14 protein-coding genes are annotated in these 17758 nt (G+C 73.8%); 4 read left to right on the top strand and 10 right to left on the bottom strand.

Annotation, left to right across the window (positions count from 1 at the left end; all coding sequences use genetic code 11):
- Positions 1-34: 34 nt before the first annotated feature.
- From QRN56_RS22410 to QRN56_RS22455, 10 genes are all read right to left on the bottom strand, one after another.
- Positions 35-1153, bottom strand: coding sequence for an epoxide hydrolase family protein (locus QRN56_RS22410; RefSeq protein ID WP_285106992.1), 1119 nt, complete (start codon positions 1151-1153; stop codon positions 35-37).
- 94 nt (positions 1154-1247) lie between these two features.
- A complete protein-coding gene (locus QRN56_RS22415; RefSeq protein ID WP_285106994.1) occupies positions 1248-2495 on the bottom strand; it encodes a M6 family metalloprotease domain-containing protein in 1248 nt (415 codons plus the stop codon).
- 129 nt (positions 2496-2624) lie between these two features.
- Positions 2625-5522 carry a beta-L-arabinofuranosidase domain-containing protein gene (locus tag QRN56_RS22420; protein WP_285106995.1) on the bottom strand — a complete coding sequence of 966 codons (2898 nt, stop codon included), beginning with the start codon at positions 5520-5522 and terminating at the stop codon, positions 2625-2627.
- Positions 5515-6957: an aminopeptidase P family protein gene (locus QRN56_RS22425; RefSeq protein WP_285106996.1), complete on the bottom strand. Its 1443-nt coding sequence runs from the start codon at positions 6955-6957 to the stop codon at positions 5515-5517. Before QRN56_RS22425 ends, QRN56_RS22420 begins: the two co-directional genes overlap by 8 nt.
- Positions 6954-8246: an alpha/beta fold hydrolase gene (locus QRN56_RS22430; RefSeq protein ID WP_285106997.1), complete on the bottom strand. Its 1293-nt coding sequence runs from the start codon at positions 8244-8246 to the stop codon at positions 6954-6956. The genes QRN56_RS22425 and QRN56_RS22430 overlap by 4 nt, the downstream gene beginning before the upstream one ends.
- Complete coding sequence (locus QRN56_RS22435) at positions 8243-9094, bottom strand: ATP-binding cassette domain-containing protein (protein WP_285106998.1); 852 nt, start codon at positions 9092-9094, stop codon at positions 8243-8245. The genes QRN56_RS22430 and QRN56_RS22435 overlap by 4 nt, the downstream gene beginning before the upstream one ends.
- Positions 9091-9930, bottom strand: coding sequence for an ABC transporter ATP-binding protein (locus tag QRN56_RS22440; protein ID WP_285107000.1), 840 nt, complete (start codon positions 9928-9930; stop codon positions 9091-9093). Before QRN56_RS22440 ends, QRN56_RS22435 begins: the two co-directional genes overlap by 4 nt.
- Positions 9927-10919 carry an ABC transporter permease gene (locus QRN56_RS22445; protein WP_285107002.1) on the bottom strand — a complete coding sequence of 331 codons (993 nt, stop codon included), beginning with the start codon at positions 10917-10919 and terminating at the stop codon, positions 9927-9929. Before QRN56_RS22445 ends, QRN56_RS22440 begins: the two co-directional genes overlap by 4 nt.
- Positions 10919-11908, bottom strand: a complete 990-nt coding sequence (locus tag QRN56_RS22450) for an ABC transporter permease (RefSeq protein WP_285107004.1) — start codon at positions 11906-11908, stop codon at positions 10919-10921. The genes QRN56_RS22445 and QRN56_RS22450 overlap by 1 nt, the downstream gene beginning before the upstream one ends.
- A 3-nt stretch (positions 11909-11911) precedes the next feature.
- Positions 11912-13621, bottom strand: coding sequence for an ABC transporter substrate-binding protein (locus tag QRN56_RS22455; RefSeq protein WP_285107006.1), 1710 nt, complete (start codon positions 13619-13621; stop codon positions 11912-11914).
- Positions 13622-13924: 303 nt separating this feature from the next.
- Between QRN56_RS22455 and QRN56_RS22460 the strand changes: the two genes are divergently transcribed.
- The 4 genes from QRN56_RS22460 (at position 13925) to QRN56_RS22475 (ending at position 17757) form a co-directional block, all read left to right on the top strand.
- Positions 13925-14605, top strand: coding sequence for a GntR family transcriptional regulator (locus QRN56_RS22460; RefSeq protein ID WP_285107008.1), 681 nt, complete (start codon positions 13925-13927; stop codon positions 14603-14605).
- 73 nt (positions 14606-14678) lie between these two features.
- A complete protein-coding gene (locus tag QRN56_RS22465) occupies positions 14679-15938 on the top strand; it encodes an NAD(P)/FAD-dependent oxidoreductase (protein WP_285107010.1) in 1260 nt (419 codons plus the stop codon).
- Entirely contained in the window at positions 15935-16297 is a 363-nt protein-coding gene (locus QRN56_RS22470) for a (2Fe-2S)-binding protein (RefSeq protein ID WP_285107012.1), read from the top strand. The genes QRN56_RS22465 and QRN56_RS22470 overlap by 4 nt, the downstream gene beginning before the upstream one ends.
- Positions 16294-17757: an FAD-dependent oxidoreductase gene (locus tag QRN56_RS22475; RefSeq protein WP_285107015.1), complete on the top strand. Its 1464-nt coding sequence runs from the start codon at positions 16294-16296 to the stop codon at positions 17755-17757. The genes QRN56_RS22470 and QRN56_RS22475 overlap by 4 nt, the downstream gene beginning before the upstream one ends.
- Position 17758 lies beyond the last annotated feature (1 nt).

Consider the following 17758-nt stretch of genomic DNA (forward strand, 5'->3'; position numbering starts at 1 on the left):
CCTGAGCCCGGCAGCCCCGCGCCCGGCGCGTGGCTCACCCCGCGCCGACCGAGCGGACGAACTCCCGCACGCGCGCCGCCATCTCCTCGGGCACCTCGCCGACGGTGAAGTGCCCGCCCTTCGTCAGGCGGTCGAACACCCGCAGGTCGAGGTAGTGGCGGCGCGCGAGCGACTCCGGATACGTGCCCTCGTGCCGCTGGACGAGGACGGCCGCGGGCACCGTCGTGGGCGGGATCGGTCCGGGCTGGTCGGCGCCCTCGTAGTAGGGGCGGAACGACGACGCGATGGTCTGGGTGGCCCAGTAGATCGTGGCCTCGGTGAGGATCCGGTCCCGGGAGATGCGCCGCTCCACCGCGCGCGGGTCGCCGGGCGGGGTGTCGCTCCACTCGACGAGCTTCTCCGTCAGCCAGGCCAGGAGGCCGGCGGGGGAGTCGTTGAGGGCGGTCGCGAGCGTGTCCGGCCGGGTGGCCTGGACGTGGCCGTAGGCGCCGTCGGTCCCGTGCTGGGCGGCGATGCCGTCGAAGAACTCCTTGACCTCCGGGTCGTCGAGGGTCGTGCGCTCCTCGGCGGTGGGGAAGTGGGCGTGGGTGGCGACGATGCCCGCCACGTGCTCGGGATACCGGGCGGCGATGAGATCGCTGACGTTCGCGGTCACGTCCTCGCCGTAGGTGAAGTACCGCTGGTAGCCGAGCACGTCGGTCATCAGCGCGTGCATGGTGGCGGCCAGGCGCGTCTCCGACATCTCGCCGTCCGCGTACGGCGTCGAGAACGCGAAGCCGGGCAGGCTCGCGACCACCACGTCGAACTCCGGAAGCAGGTCTGCGAAGTCGAGCTGCAGCGCGAACGTGTGCGGCCACCCGTGCAGCACGAGCAGCGCCGGCGCACCGGCCTCCTGCGACCGGAGGTGCGCGAAGTGCACGTCCGCGCCGCCGATCCCGGCGAGGAACTGCGGGTGCCCGTTCAGCCAGGCCTCACGCGCCCGCCAGTCCCAGCCGATCCAGTGGTCGACGAGCTCGCGCAGGTAGCCGGACGTCATGCCCGACGGCGGACGCCGGGGCGAGTCCTCGGGGATCCTGCTGCGCGCCAGGCGATCGCGCAGGTCGGTCAGGACCTGGTCGGGGACGTGCACGGTGAAGGGCCGGGGCTCGCTCATGCCCCGACGTTATGCGCCGCCACTGACATCCACCCGGGCCATGACGGCCGGACGGACAGGTCACCCGGGTGTCCTGCCCGTCCGGCCGCGAGGGTCAGGGGTTGACCGTCACCTTCAGCGTGCCCGCCGGGCCGGCGCGGAAGGTGAGCACCGCGCCCGTCGTCGGCTCGGTCCAGGACGAGCCCGCCGCGAACGGGGCGTCGTCCAGGCCGCCCGCCGAACCCGGCGTCGCGTCCACCACCCGGACCGGGCCCTCGCCCGACCGCACGGACGTGTCGACCGTGTAGACCAGCGCGCCTCGCGCGCCGATGCCCTCGTCGTAACCCACGGGCTGCCGGTTCTCGACGACGACGGCGCGCGTCGCCGACAGCGGGTACACCACCATCGCGTCCTGCCCCGGGCTCGCGTCACCCGAGCGTGCCACCGGCGCCAGCCGCGCGGACGTCGTCCGCCCCTGGCCGGCGCAGACCACCTGGTCGTCGTCCAGCCAGCCGAGCTGCCACCGGTGCCAGGCGAAGTACTCCGGCCCCGCACCCGAGATCAGGCCCATGAGGTCCCAGCCGCCGACCGCGGCGTGGTAGTTGCCCGGGTCCTCCGGCGGCGCCTCGAACAGGTAGAGGTCCGGCAGGCCGAGCGTGTGCCCCGACTCGTGGGCCAGCACGAGCCCGCCCCAGCGCCACTGGTCGTAGCCGAACGTCACGGCGTGCGTGAGGTGGTTGCCGTCGGCGGTGACGTCCAGGAAGTTCGTCGTGGGCGAGTAGGTGATGTTCGGCGCCTCCTTGGTGGCCGTCACCCAGACCACGTCGACGTCGGTGAAGTCGAACGTGTCGTCCGCCGCGGCGATCGCGTCGCCGATGTAGCGGACGTGGTCCTCGTAGCTCAGGCCCCGCTCGAACGGGTACGACGTGGACGGCTCGGGCATCCGCACCCAGCCGTCCGACGTCGTCGTGGTGACGTCCAGCCTGCCGCCCGAGACCCGCTCCAGGTACTCGACGCCCGAGGCCAGGTTGGCCTCCGCCTCCTGGGCCGAGCCCGCGGACGCCGGATGGTCGTCGAAGTCCACGAGCAGCAGCGCGGCCTTGAGCGTGCCGACGGCCGGGAGCGCCTGGTCGTCCACCGGGAACCCGGAGCCGAGCCCGCCGACGGCGGCGGGCAGGCGGCAGTCGGCGGCGCCGTGCACCGCGGTCGGGGCGACGGACGATGCCGCCGACGGCGCGGCGGACGGCGGCGGGGAGGCCGCCGCGCTCGCCGGCACGGCGCCGAGGGCGAGGGCGAGGGCGCTCGCGGCGACCGCCGCGAGCGGTAGGGCCAGGGACGGTCGGGCGGCTCGCTGCTGCTTCATGCGTGCTCTCCAGTTCGCTGGTCGGACATCACTCGAACCTTGCCTGCACCGCCGGGTCCGCGCTCGCGCGCCGGCCGGCGGAGCTGTCAGACGTACAGGTCACCCGGGTGACCTGTACGTCTGACACGTTCATCGGTCGGCGTCCGCCGGAGGGAGCACCAGGGTGCGGACCGGCTCCTGGTTGCCCGCCCGGTCGGTCGCGGCGAACTCGATGACCTGGGGCACGTCGGACAGTGCCCGGCTGAACGGCTCGGCGAACGTGGCCCAGAACGTGTCCGGCCCCTTCCACCGGATGCTGTCCACGCCCGAGACGTCGTCGGCGGCGGCGAGGTTGATCTCGACGCCCCGCGGGCCCAGGCGCTTGGTCGTCACGGTGGTCCGCGGCGGCCTGGTGTCGACGCTGACCTCGCGGACGACGCGGCGTTCCCGCCCCGCCTCGTCGACGGCGCGCGCGGTGACCGTGTGCACGCCGTCGGACAGGACCAGGGGCGCCTGACCGGCCGGCCGCCACGGCTCGTCACCGACGCGGACCTCGACGGCCGGCTCGCCGACGTCGGCCCGCGTGGAGACGGTGAGCTCCGCCGGCCGGAGGTACCAGCCGGTGACGCCGGGCGCGGCGGCCGCGACGATCTCGACGCGCGGGGCGGAGCCCTCGTGCGTCGGGGTCGGCGCCCGGGACAGGAGCGCCGCCTCGTCCGCGCTTCGCGGATCGCCGTCGGAGCCCGGCCCGCCGTCGCCGTCGGACAACCGCCCGGCAGCGCCGTCGGCCTCGCGTCCGACGTCGGACCGGGCGGCCGCCACCAGCACCTGCCGTGCCTCCGTGGCGCTCAGGAGCCCGAGGTCCACGAACTCGTGCGTCGCGGACAGCACGGCCTCGACGAACGCCGAGCGGTCGGCGAAGCCGCCGTCCGACCACAGGACGTCGAGGAACGTGCGGCCGTCCTGCCGCGCGGGGTTCGGTACGCCCGAGTCCGCGGCGGGATCCGTCCCGGCGAACGCGATCCGCGCGTCGGCCCGGCGCAGGTACATGTGGTACCGGGCGTCCGACCCGGACCACGTCGGCTCCAGCACGAGGTCGCCCAGCCGCCACGTGCCGTCGTCGGCCGAGGTCAGCGGGGCGTCGAGCGTGCCGTCCAGCCGCCGCCAGGTCGCGGCCTCGACCGGCAGCCAGGTGGTGGCGGCGCTGCGGGCCAGCAGCACCGTCGGCCCGAGCTCCAGGGAGACCACCGACGTGTCGTCGGGTGCCGGGACCTCGCGCAGCGTCAGCGGCATGTCGATCTCGACCACCGTCCCGGGCCGCCAGTCGCGACGCAGGGACACGTACCCGCCGTCGGCCCGGACGGACTGCACCTCGCCGTCCACCCGCACGCTGAAGCCCGGAACGCCCGTGTCAGACCTGTGGTTCCCTCCGGTGACCTGTGGGTCTGACACGGGGGAGCCCCCGACCCAGCCCGGCACCCGGAGGCGCAGCTCCAGGTCACCGGTCGCGTCGACCCGGATCCGGCTGGCGCCCTCCAGCGGGTACGCGGTCTCCTGGACCAGCCGGACGCCGGCCTCCGGCCAGCTCGCCGTCGAGGCCACGTAGAGGTTGACCCAGACGGTCCGGACGTCGCCGTCGGCCGCCCCGGCCGGAGCACCCCCGGCGGACCCGGGCGAACCGGCCGAACCGGACACACCGGCAGGCGACCGGAAGTACACCGAGTCCTGGTACTTGACGTGGTTCTCCAGCCCGGTGCCGCCGCAGCACGTGCCCACGTTGTCGTACTCGCGCAGCGCCCCCGGGTGCACGGGGAACATGTACGTCACCTCGGGCGAGTCGTCCGAGCCGACGTCGCGCCGCGAGCCCAGGACCTGGTTCGTCACCGCCCGCTCGTAGTAGTCGGCGAACCGGGCCTCGCCGGTGCGCTCGAACAGGGCGCGCGCGATCTTGAGCATGTTGTAGGTCACGCACGTCTCGGCGTTCCGGTTGCCGATGTCGCCCGCGACGGCGCCCGCCGGCCCCCAGAGCTCGTTCTCGCCCGAGCCCCCGTGGGCGTAGGTGCGGCCGGGCACGACCATGTCCCAGAGGTTGACGACGGCGTCCAGGTACCGGTTCTCGCCGGTCAGGTCGGCCAGAGCGAGGTAGCCCAGGAGCGTCGCGGCGTGCTGGTTGGCGTGCATGCCGTCCAGCTCGTCCCGCCCCGCCGCCGCGAGGTCCAGCAGCGTGTCGAGGTCGAAGAGGCGGGCCGCCTCGACGAAGACCTCGTCGCCGGTCAGCACGGCGAGGTCGCACAGCACCTCGTTCATGCCGCCGGCCTCGCCCGCGATGTAGAGGGCCCACATCTGCGCGCGCTGCTCGGCGGGCAGCACGGACAGCCGCCCGTGCACCCAGCGCCCCATCGCGGCGGCGACGTCCAGCGCCGTCGCCGACCCCGTGTGCCGGTGCGCGTCGAGCAGCCCCGCCATGATCTTGTGGCACGTGTAGTACGGCGCCCAGATCTCGCCGTAGGGCGCCAGGCCCTCCAGGCGCGAGAACTGCCACTCGCCATACGCCGCCAGGAAACCGGGGTGGCTGTACCGGCCGGTCGCCGCCAGCGTCTCCTGGACCTCCCGCAGCCCCTCGACCAGGTCGTCGACCTTGGCCCGCAGCTCGGCGCGCACCACGGCGTCGTCCGCGCCGCCTGCCGCGAGGGAGAGCATGGACAGGAAGTGGCCCGCGTAGTGCCCGCGGAGCAGGTTCGCGGTGGGCGCGGCCTCGCGGCCGGGGTAGTCGTCCGGGCCCCAGGCGTCCTCGTCGGGATGGCCGAAGTCCTCCCAGCCGCCCGGCGGCAGCGCCCCGCGCGTGTCCAGCCCCGCGTTCGCACGGAACACGGCCAGCAGCCGGTCGACCGGGTAGACGCGGGCCAGGTGCAGCATCTGGTCGCGGGCCCGCGTGAAGACGCCGCCCGTCAGGACGACGTCGGCGAGCGGGAACGGCTCGGCCACGCGGGTCCCGGGAGCGAGAAGACCCCCGACGGCGCGGCCCGCCGCGAGCACCGCCTCAGGCATCGCCGATCCGTTCCGTGGTCCACCGCTCGATGCCGGCGGCGTCGATCGGCAGGGCGTCCGACAGCACCTCGGCGCCGTCGGCCGTGACCAGCAGGTCGTCCTCCAGCCGCACGCCGACGCCGCGCAGCTCGGGCGGCACGGTCTCGTCGTGGGCGTGGAAGTACAGCCCGGGCTCGACGGTCATGACCACGCCCGGCGCCAGGGGAGCGGCCTGGTAGGTGGGGTAGTCGGAGTGGGCGCAGTCGTGCACGTCCAGCCCGAGGTGGTGGCCGATGCCGCAGACCAGCCAGCGCCGGTGCTGCTGCCCGCCCGGCGACAGCGCCTCGTCGACGGAGACGTCCAGCAGCCCCCAGTCGTGCAGCCCCTGGGCGATGACCTCCATGGAGGCGAAGTGGAAGTCCAGGTACTCCACGCCCGGCCGGACCTGCGCCATACCGGCGCGGTGCGCCTTCTCCACCAGGTCGTGCACCTGGCGCTGGACCGCGCTGAAGGTGCCCGACGGCGGGATCGTGCGGGTCACGTCGGCCGTGTACAGCGAGCTGGCCTCCACGCCCATGTCGAGCAGCAGCGGCACGTCGGGCAGCACGGGGCCGTCGCAGCGCACCCAGTGCAGGGTGGGCGCGTGCGGGCCGGAGCCGACGATCGTCGAGTACCCCGGACCGTTGCCGAACGTCCGGGCGTGCCGGTCGAACGTGCCCTGCAGCCAGCGCTCGCCCAGGCCGCCGACGGCGCGCGGCACCTCGCGCGCGACCGCGTCGAACCCGGTCACGGTGTGGTCGATCGCCTCGCGGAGCTGCGCGATCTCCCAGTCGTCCTTGATCATGCGCAGGTCCGACAGCGCCCGCGCCAGGTCCTCGGACGGCTTGAGGCCGTACCGGCGCACCAGGTCGTCGTCCACCGACGGCGAGGCGAGCGCGCCGTCCAGCGTGTCGAGCACGCCGTCCAGCGCGGACCGCGGCTCGACCGCGATGCCCAGCGCCCCGGCCCACGCGGCCAGGTCGGGCGACGGCCCCACCCAGAGCTCGCCGTAGGCCGCGTTCGCGAAGAACTCGCTCTCGCCGGGCCGCGCGGGCGGAGGCAGGTACAGCGTCGCGTCGTGCCCGCCGTCGCTCGCCCGCAGCACCAGGACGCCGTCCTCGGGCTGTACGCCCGTGAGCCACACGAAGTCGCTGTCCGCGCGGAACCCGTACATCGCGTCGCCGTTGCGCAGCGGCGCGCGTCCGGCGCTGACGACGGCGTCGCGCGCGCCGATGCGCTCCGACAGGCGGCGACGGTGGTCCGCGGCCGCCTCCGGCGCCCCGGGGATCACCGGGACGACGACGTCCGGCGCGCCCCAGCCGCGCGCCATGTGGGCGTTGAACGCCGGGCTGTCGGCGAGCCGGGGCGCGCGCGTGCCCGCGTACGGGGGCCGGCCAGTGGTGTCGTGCGTGCTCATCGGATCTCTCCTCCTCGGTCGCGGACCAGCTCACGCAGGCGCTCCAGCACGCGTGCGTCGCCGATCCCGTCGTGCTCGTACTCGTTGGTGACCCACGCCTGCGCCGACCCGACCCGCGAGAGCGTGTCGAGCTGCAGGCCGGAGTCCACGAACATGTCGTCGTGGTAGACGATGGCCGCCACCGGCACCTCGTTGGCGGCCAGGCGGTCCAGGTCGTACAGCGGCGACCACTCCTGGCGCGCCGCCAGCTCGTGCACCGCGCCCGCGAAGGGGCGCAGCAGCCGGATCTCGTCGAACATCCACGGGAACGCCATCTCGCCCGTGAACAGCAGCGGACGGCGGTCCGGGTCGAACTCCGGGCGCCGGTCCCGCTCCGCCTGCGCGGCCCAGCCCGTGGGGCCGTTGGCGCCGTGCCCGTAGATCGACTCCTGCAGCGTCCAGAACAGCGGGCCGTCCGCCTGCGCCGTGCGGACCATCGCCTCCTGCAGGAACCCGGCCGACAGCCGGCCCGGCGCGGCGAACGCCTTCTCGACGAACCAGTGCAGGCGCTCCGGCCCTGGCCTCATGCCCAGGTCGATGCCCATGGACTGGAACCGGCGCACCGTCAGCGCGTCGCCGTCCGGCAGCCGGACGTCGCCCTCGGCGAGCCGGTCGGCGATCGCCGCGACCGCGTCGACGTCGGCCGGGTAGCGCCGGTAGAACTCCGCCGTCTTGCCCGCCACCCGGCCGAACGTGCGGCGGTAGACCTCCGCGGCGTCCGGCGGCGTTCCCGGGATCCCGCCCGCCACGTAGCAGGCGCGCAGCGCCTCGGGTGCCACGGACAGGTAGGTCAGGGTGATCCAGCCGCCGAAGCTCTGCGCGAGCGTGGCCCACCGGCGCCCGCCGTAGACGGCCCGGCGCACGTCCTCCAGGTCCGCGACGATCGAGTCGGCGCGGTAGCACGCCAGCAGGTCGGCACCCGCGCGGGCGTCCAGCCCGGCCAGCGCCTCGCCGTCCAGCGGCGAGCTGCCGCCCGTGCCGCGCTGGTCCACCAGCACCACGCGGTGGTCGCGCAGCGCCACGTCCAGCCAGCCGTCCCGGCGCAGCGGCCGCGGGTTCGCCCCGCCCGGCCCGCCCTGCAGGTACACCAGCAGCGGCAGGTCCTCGTCGCCCCGGGTCGGGTCCACGAGCTCGCGGACCAGCAGCTCCACCTCGCCCGTCAGCCGGCCCGTCCGGTCCAGCGGCACCGCCAGGCGGCGCTCGCGGACGCCGATGCCCGGCAGCCGGTAGGTGGTCCAGTTCGCGCTCATCGTGCTCCCTCCGCCGCGAGCGCCGCGTTGCGCCGCCGCTCTGCCTCCCACTCGGGCCGGATGCGGGGCACCGCGTCGAGCAGCTTGCGGGTGTACTCGTGCTGCGGAGCGTCGAAGACGGCGTCCCGGTCGCCCTCCTCGACGATCCGGCCCTGCGTCATCACCGCGACCCGGGTGGCGATCTGCCGGACCACGGCCAGGTCGTGCGCGATGAACAGGTACGTCAGGCCCTCCTCCCGCTGCAGGTCGCGCAGCAGGTTGATCACCTGTGCCTGCACGGAGACGTCCAGGGCCGAGACGGCCTCGTCGCACACGACGACGCGCGGCCCGACCGCGAGCGCGCGGGCGATGCCGATGCGCTGCGCCTGCCCGCCGGAGAACTGCGCCGGGTACTTCTGCGAGTGGTCGGGGTCCAGCCCGACCCGCTCCATGAGCGAGCGCGTGAACGCCCGGGCGCCGCCGGGGATGCCGCGCTGCTGGTAGAGCAGGGGAGCGGTGACGATGCGCTCCACGGTGTGCCGCGGGTTGAGCGAGGAGTACGGGTCCTGGAAGACCACCTGCACGTCGCTGCGGAACCGGCGCAGGTCGGCGCGGCCCAGCCGGGTCACGTCCTCGCCGTCGAGCTCGACGGTGCCGGAGGTGACGTCGAGCAGCCGGGCGGCCAGCCGCGCCGTCGTCGACTTGCCCGAGCCGGACTCGCCCACCAGGGCGAGCGTGTCGCCCGCGTTGATCTCGAAGCTCACGTCGTCCACGGCCCGGAAGGTGTCCGGACGGCGCACGATGCCGCCGGTGCCCAGGACCGGGAACTCCTTGACGAGGTGCGTGGCTCTCAGGAGCGGCGCGCTCATGCGGGGCCTCCGTTCTTCTCGTTGGCGACCGCGCGCAGCTCGCCGATCTCGTCGTCGATGCGCGGGACGGCGTCGAGCAGCGCCCGGGTGTAGGGGTGCTGCGGCCGCGTGAAGATCTGCTCCACGGCGCCGCGCTCGACGCACACGCCGTCCTTCATGACCACGATGTGGTCGGTGACCTCGCTGACCACGGCCAGGTCGTGCGTGATCAGCACGAGGCCCGTGCCGGTCTCCCGCCGGATCTCCTGCAGCAGGTCGAGGATCTGCGCCTGCACGGTGACGTCGAGCGCCGTGGTGGGCTCGTCGGCGATGAGCAGCTCGGGCTCGGTGCTCAGCGCCATGGCGATCATGACGCGCTGGCGCATGCCGCCCGAGAACTGGTGGGGGTAGTGGTCCACGCGCCGTGCGGCGTCGCGGATGTGCACCCGCTCCAGCGCCTCGATCGCGACCCGCCGGGCCACGCGCCGGGTGGTGCCGGGCCGGTGGGCGCGGTACGCCTCCTCGATCTGCAGCCCGACGGTGTAGTACGGGTTCAGGGAGGAGAGCGGGTCCTGGAAGACCATTGCGATGCGGTCGCCGCGCACGCGGCGCAGCTCGGCCTCGGACATCCCGACGAGCTCCTGGTCCAGCAGCCGCACGCTGCCGGTGCGCTTGGCGGCCCGCGGCTGCAGGCCCATGATCGCCAGGCTGGTCATGGACTTGCCGGAGCCCGACTCGCCCACGATGCCCAGCGCGCCGCCGGGCTCCAGGTCGAGGTCGAGCGAGCGGACGGCGTCGAGCGGCCCGCGCGGGGTGGGGAAGGTGACCGTGAGGTCACGCACCGTCAGCAGGCTCATGCGTTCACCCGCACTCTCGGGTCGATGGCGGTGTAGACGACGTCGACCACGATGTTGCCGACGACGACGAGGAATCCGGCGAGCAGCGTGACGCCCATGATCACCGGCTGGTCGTTGCGCGCGATCGAGTCGGCGGCCATCTTGCCCACGCCGTTGATCCCGAAGACCGTCTCGGTGATGAGCGCCCCGCCGAGCAGGCCGGCGAAGTCCATGCCGAAGATGGTCACGACGGGTGTCAGGGCCGGCCGCAGGGCGTGCCGGCGCCAGACCAGCGGCTGGGCCAGGCCCTTGGCGTAGGCGGTGCGCACGTAGTTCTCCCGCAGCACGTCCAGCACGTTGGCGCGGGTCAGGCGCGTGTAGGCGGCCGCGTAGCCGACGGCGAGCACGATCCACGGCATGACGAAGTTGGCGAACCACTGTCCGGGGTCGTCGGCGAAGGCGACGGCCTGCGGGAACGGCAACCACTGCAGCTTGACCACCAGCACGTACTGCAGCACGAGCGCGAGCACGTAGTTGGGGATCGACATGCTGGTCAGCGTCAGGCCGGTGGTGAACCGGTCGAGGAACGTGCCCTCCTTGACGGCGCTGAGCAGGCCGCCGGCCAGCCCGGCGAGCAGCCACAGCACGGCGGCGCCCACGGCGATGGTCGCCGAGACGGGCAGCCGCTGCACGATCATGTCCCACACGGCCTGGCTCGACTGGAACGAGTAGCCCAGGCAGGGCGCGGCGCACTCCACGGCGCCGGCGCCCTCGCCGTAGGTGCGGCCCGCGAAGATGCCGACGACGAAGTGGAAGAACTGCGTCCAGAACGGCTGGTCCAGCCCGAGGTTGCCGCGGATCTGGTCGATGACCTCGGGCGTGCAGTTCTTGCCGCAGATCTGCACCGCCGGGTCGGGCGAGAGCGCGAAGAAGACCACGAACGTGAACAGGCACACCAGCAGCAGCACGCCGAGGCCCGAGGTGACTCGGGTCAGTAGGAACCGGGGCATCAGCGACCCTCCTGGGCGTCGACGACGGCGCGCAGGCGGTCGCCGAGCACGGTGAACGAGAGCACGAGCAGGAACAGGCACGCGCCGGGGAACACGAAGTACGCGGGGTCGACGGCGTACCACTTCACGGACGCGGCGATCATCTGGCCCCAGCTCGGCGCGGGGGGTACGACGCCGACGCCGAGGAAGGACAGGCCGGCCTCGGTGCCGATGTAGCCGGGCACGGCCAGCGTGGCCATCACGATGATGGTGGAGCGCAGGTTGGGCAGGATCTCGCGGAACACGATGCGGGTGCCGCTCGCCCCGGCGGCGCGTGCCGCCTCGACGAACTCCCGCTGCGCGAGCGACATGGTCTGCCCGCGCACGATGCGCGCCAGGTAGGGCCAGCCGAAGACCGAGATCACGACCACCAGCAGCGTGGACCGGTTGCTGGCCGGCAGGGCGGAGAGCACGGCGATCATGAAGATGAGCGCCGGGAAGGCCATGAGGAAGTCCATGACGCGCGAGATCACCAGGTCGACGCGGCCGCCGAAGTACCCGGCGACCAGCCCGAGCGAGACGCCCAGCACGGTGGTCAGCGCGGTGGCGGACAGCGCGATGCTCATGGACACCCGGGCGCCGTAGACGATGCGGGCGAAGATGTCGCGGCCGCTGCCGGGTTCGACGCCGAACCAGTGCTCGGCGGTGACGCCGCCCCACGGGCCGATCGGCATGCCGCCGAGGTTGGGGTCGATCGCCGTCTGGTCGAACTCGTACGGGGTCCAGCCGCTGATCGAGGTGAGCACGGGCGCGAGGACCGCGACGAGGGTGACGAGCACGATGTAGCCGAGGCCGAGCATCGCGCCGACGTCGCGGCGCAGCGCCTGCCAGGGACCGCCGGCACCCGCCCGGACGGCGCCGGCGGCTGCTGCCGCCGGCGCCTCGGGGGTGTCGTCGGTCCCGGCCTCGACGGGCTGCGCCGTCGTGAGATCGGTCGGGAAGGACGTCATGGATCAGCCCTTCTCGGGGTCCTTGAGACCGACGCCGACGTAGTCGATGCCGCCGGTCGCGGCGTTCGCCGACGAGTAGAGGCCGGTGACGTTCTCGCCGGGCAGGGACACCGTCTTGGCGACCATGAGCGGCACGATCGGGGCCAGCTCCAGGATCTCCTCGTCCAGGTCGCCCCACTGCACGTTCGCCGCGTCGATGTCGGTCATCGCCTTGATCTCGTCGATCCGGGCGTTGACGTCGGCGTCGTCGAGCTGCGCGAGGTTCGAGTTGCCCTTCTCGTAGATGTTGCGGCCGTCGAACAGCGGCGGGATGAACGTGGCCGCCGACGAGGCCCAGTCCGGGCACCAGCCGGTGATGGCGGCGTCGTGCTGCTGCGACGGGGTGCCGATGGTCTCGTAGTAGGTGGCGGTGTCGATCAGGTTGAGCTCGACCTTGATGCCGATCCGCTCCAGCGCCTGCTGGACGGCCTCGCCCTGGGCCTGCATGGACTCCTGGGCGCGGATGTCGAGCGTGAGGGTGAACCCGTCGGACAGGCCGGCCTCGTCGAGCAGCTTCTGCGCGGCCTCGACGTCACCCGTGCCGTCCGCCGAGGGGTACAGGTCGAAGTCCTTGTGACCGGCGACGGACTTGGGGAGGATCGTCGTGGAGGGCTCGCCGAGCTGCGTGCCGCCGCTCGCGTTGACGATCGCGTTGCGGTCGATGGCGTAGCTGATGGCCTGGCGCACGCGGACGTCGTCGAGCGGCTTCTTGGTGGTGTTCAGGCCGATGTACGTCGTGCAGATGCCCGGGAGCTGCAGCGTGCGCTCCTGGAGCTGCGGCGTCTGGAGGCGGGGGAGCGTGGCCGGCTGGACGGTGCCCGAGATCGCGTTGACGTCGGCCCCCTGCCCCGCGATGAGGCGCTCGTCGATGGTGGCCGGGTCCAGGCCGATGGTGAACTCCCAGGCGTCCGGCTTGGCGGCGCGCACCTCGTCGGTCGCGGCGTCCCAGTTCTCGTTGCGCTCGAGCTTGATGGTGCTGCCCGGCACGTACTCGGCCAGCTTGTACGGGCCCGAGGCGATGATCTGGTGGATGAACTCGTCGCCCGCACCGCTGCCCTCGGGGAACGGGGTCGCGTTCACCTGGGAGAGCACGGCGTCGAACTCGGGGAACGGCTCCTTGAGGTGGAAGACGATCGTCTTCTCGTCCGGCGTCTCGACGGTCGGCAGGTCACCGGTCTTGTACGGGCCCTCGTAGCCCTCGGGGGCGTCGATGACCTGCTTGAGGTACGGGGAGCCGATGCCGATCTCCGGGTCCCAGGCGCGGGAGATGCCGAACTTGACCTCGGCCGAGGTGATCGGGTCGCCGTTGTCGAACTTGAGCCCGTCCTTGAGTGTGTACGTCCAGGTCAGGCCGTCGTCGGACACCTCACCGAGGCTCTCGGCGAGGTCCGGGACGATCTCGGTCGGGTCCTCCGCCGAGCCCGGCGCGGACGTGGTGAGCTGGCGGTAGACCAGCCGGTAGAAGTTGTTCACGCCGCCGTCCCAGCCGCGTGCCGGGTCGAGATAGGAGAAGTCGGCGTTCTGCAGCACCTGCACGGTGCCGCCCTCGGCCGGCTCGGCCTCGAACCCGCCGCCGCCCGCGGAGGAGGCGTCCTGGGTGCCGCCGCCGCACGCGGCGAGCGCGAGCGTCGCGGCGACCGCGACGGCTGCTGTCGTTATCCGATGGAGCTTCACGATGTGGCCCTTCGATCAGTGACGCGGGTGCGTCGGGTGGTCTGCGGTACGGCCCCGGCGCGGCCACGGTCGTCGTCGACGCGGCCAGCCTTCGATATGTGATGCGTGATATGTTACTGAGACGGTACAGGGATGTCGATGGGGTGATTGTAAACGTCGCGTTTCGGCGGGATGACGCCAGTTTTGGCGGGCGAAAGACCGGCGAGCCGGCCCTTGCTCAGGTACCCTCTGGCGGCATTGACGACGGGTTTCCTGTCGTGTGTAATATTCTACTGTCGAAGCCTGACACCCCTGGAGAGCACCATGAGCTCAGCATCACCGACCCCGTCGGTCCGTCGTCTACCTCCGGTCGCGAGCCTGCGCGAGCAGGTTCACCGCGCCCTCGTGGCGGCGATCGTCGCGGGCGAGCTGGAGCCCGGCGAGCTGGTCTCCGTGCCCACGCTGGCCGCGCGCTTCGACGTGTCCGCGACCCCCGTGCGGGAAGCGGTGCTGGACCTGGAGCGGCGCGGCTTCCTGGAGGCTGTGCGCAACAAGGGCTTCCGCGTCACCCGCGTGAGCGACCAGACCCTGCGGCACGTCGCCGCCGTCCGGCTCGTGATCGAGCCGGTGTGGATGGAACGCCTGGCGAGGTCCTTCCCCGTGGGGCAGCTCGGGGAGTTCCGGGCGCTCGCCGACGAGATCGTCGAGGGCGCGCGCACGGGGGACCTCATCGCGTACCTCCAGGCGGACCAGGCGTTCCACCTGCGGCTCATGGGGCTGCTGGGCAATCCGGTGGCCGGCGAGATCGTGGCCGACCTGCGCGACCGCGCGCGGCTGCTCGGGCTCTCGACGATGGTCGCGGGCGGCACGCTGGCCGCCTCCGCACAGGAGCACCACGAGCTGCTCGACCTGCTCGCGGCCGGCGACGGCCCTGGCGCAAAGGCGCTGATGGAGCGGCACATCGGACACTCGCTGGGCACGTGGGCGGGCAAGCCCGAGGACTGAGCGGGCAGTGACAGCAGGGCAGTGACAGCAAGCCAGGCACAGCACAGGACGGCGGAGCGATGAAGGGGTGGACGTGGCAGCGGACGTGGTGATCGTGGGCGCCGGGGTCGTGGGCGCCGCGTGCGCGCGCTCCCTGGCGCTGGCCGGAGCGAGCGTCGTGGTGCTCGACCGCGGGGCCGCGGCCGCCGGCACCAGCGCGCACGGCGAGGGCAACCTGCTGGTCTCGGACAAGGGCCCGGGGCCGGAGCTGGTGCTCGCCCAGGAGTCGCTGCGCCGGTGGACGGCGCTCGCGGGCGAGCTGGCCGACGAGCTCGGCCCCCGGTTCCCGTCGATCGAGCACGACGCCAAGGGCGGCGTGGTCGTGGTGGCCTCGGACGCCGGCCTCACGGGCCTGCGCGAGTTCGCCGCGGCGCAGCGGGCCGCGGGCGTCGAGGCCGTCGAGGTGACCGGCGACCGGGCCCGCGAGCTCGAGCCCGACCTCGCGCCCGGCGTCCTGGGCGCCATCCACTACCCGCAGGACGCGCAGGTGCAGCCGGTCGCCGCCGCCGAGGCATTGCTGGCGTCCGCGCGCCGGGCCGGCGCCGTCGTCCGGACGGGGGTCGAGGTGACCGGGCCGCTGCTGGGGGCCGACGGGCGCCTGACCGGCGTCACCACCACCCAGGGTGACGTCGCCGCGGGAGCCGTGGTCGTGGCGGCCGGCCCGTGGTCGGCGGACGTCGCGGAGCGGCTCGGCTCGTGGGTGCCGGTGCGGCCGCGCCGCGGGACGGTGCTCGTGACCACGCCGATGCCGCAGCGCATCCACCACAAGGTGTACGACGGCGACTACTTCGCGGCCACCCAGTCCGCGGGCGCGGAGCTGCAGACGTCCGCCGTCATCGAGTCGACGCGGGGCGGGACCGTGCTGATCGGGTCGAGCCGGGAGCAGGTGGGGTTCGACGAGCGGTTCAGCGCCGAGGTGCTCGCCCCGATGGCGCGCCGTGCCGTGACGGTGTTCCCGTTCCTCGCCGAGACCCACGTGATGCGCTCCTACCTGGGCTTCCGCCCGTACATGCCGGACCACCTGCCCGTGATCGGCGCCGACCCGGCGCTGCCCGGGCTGTGGTTCGCGACCGGCCACGAGGGCGCGGGCGTGGGCCTGGCACCCGCGACCGGGGACCTGGTCGCGGCGGCACTGCTGGGCTCCGCGCCCGCCGTCGACCCGGCCCCGTACGCCGCCGACCGCCCGACGCTCCAGGCCCTGCGCCCCACCCCTGACGTGTCAGACGTACAGGCCCCCCGGGGGATCTGTACGTCTGACACGACGGAGAGCGACCCCGAGGGAGCACGATCATGACGTCGCGCCGCATCCCGGCCGCCGCGGACCCGGTGCGGCCGGGTCCCGACCGGCCCCTGACGATCTGGGTCGACGGCGAGCCCGTCACCGGCACGGCCGGGCAGACCATCGCGGGCGTCCTGCTGGGTGCCGGGCGGCGCCAGTGGCGCTCGACCGGCCAGAGCGGCGCGCCGCGCGGCGTGTTCTGCGGCATCGGCGTGTGCTTCGACTGCGTCGTCGAGGTCAACGGCCTGCGTGACGTGCGGGCCTGCCTGCGCCGCGCGCAGGACGGCGACGTCGTGGCGCCGCAGGGCGGGCCGTTCGGCGAGCCCGGCGCAGGGCGTTCGGACGAGCACGACGGACCGGAGGTGGCCCGATGAGCGGCCAGGAGCGGCACGTCGTCGTGGTGGGCGCCGGCCCGGCGGGCCTCGCCGCCGCGCGGGCCGCCGCCGACGCCGGGGCGCGGGTCACAGTGCTCGACGCCGCGGACGTGCTCGGCGGCCAGTACTGGCGCCACCTGCCCGACGAACGTCCGGCCGGGCGCGAGCACCTGCTGCACCACAAGTGGGACACGTACCGCGCGCTGAGCGACGCCCTGCGGGCGCACCCCGCGGTCACGGTGGTCCCGACGGCGCAGGTGTGGTCGCTGGAGCAGGTGTCGTCGCCGGGGCTGGTGTCGTCCTCGGGACGGCGCGACGGCGTCCGCCTGAACGTGCTCGTGGGGGAGCCCGACGCCGCAGGGCGCGCGGCCCGTACGTTCGAGCCGGACGCCCTCGTGCTCGCGACCGGCGCCCACGACCGGACCCTCCCGTTCCCCGGCTGGCAGCTCCCCGGGGTGTACTCGGCCGGGGCGGCGCAGGCGCTGGCGAAGGGGGAGCGAGTGGCCGTCGGGCGCCGCGTCGTCGTCGCCGGAGCCGGACCGTTCCTGCTGCCCGTCGCCTCCTCGCTGCTGCGGACCGGCGCCACCGTGCTCGGCGTGCACGAGGCGAGCCGGACCGGCTCGCTGGCGCGCGGCTGGCTGGACCGGCCCTGGGAGCTGGCCGGCGCCGTCGGCAAGGCCGGCGAGCTCGCGGGGTACGTCGGCGAGCTCGTGCGCCACCGCGTCCCGTGGCGCCCCGGCGAGGCCGTGGTCGCCGCGCACGGCGACGGCCAGGTCGAGGCCGTGACCGTCGCTCGGCTCGACGCGCGCTGGGCGCCCGTGCCGGGCACGGAGCGCCAGGTCGAGGCCGACGCGGTCGCGGTGAGCCACGGGTTCACACCGCGCCTGGAGCTGGCGATCGCCGCCGGGTGCGCCCTCACGGCGAGCAGGTTCGTGATCGTGGACGACACGCAGGCCACGTCCGTGCCGGGCGTGTGGGCCGCCGGCGAGATCACCGGGATCGGCGGGGCCGACGCGGCCCTGGCCGAGGGCGCCGTCGCGGGCGCGGCGGCGGCCGGGGGCGACCTCGGTGCCGGTGCCGCCCCGCGCGCGATCCGTTCCCGGGACCGTGCCCGCGGCTTCGCCGCCCGGATCGAGGCCGCCCACGGCATCCGCGGCGGGTGGGTGCGCTGGCTGCGCGACGACACCGTCGTGTGCCGCTGCGAGGAGACCACCTACGGCCGCGTGCGCGAGGTCGTCGAGCTGACCGGTTCGCACGAGACCCGCTCCGTGAAGCTCACCAGCCGCGCCGGGCTCGGCCCGTGCCAGGCCCGCATGTGCGGCCGGACGCTCCAGGACCTGCTCGACGACGGGGGGACCGGCGTCGACCGCCGTCCGATCGTCGTGCCCGTGCGGCTCGGCGACCTCGCCGCCACACCGACTTCCTCTACCCACACAGCATCGCAACCACAGGAGACCTGAC

This window comes from Promicromonospora sp. MEB111 (assembly GCF_030209445.1).
In the GTDB taxonomy this organism is placed as follows: Bacteria; Actinomycetota; Actinomycetes; order Actinomycetales; family Cellulomonadaceae; genus Promicromonospora.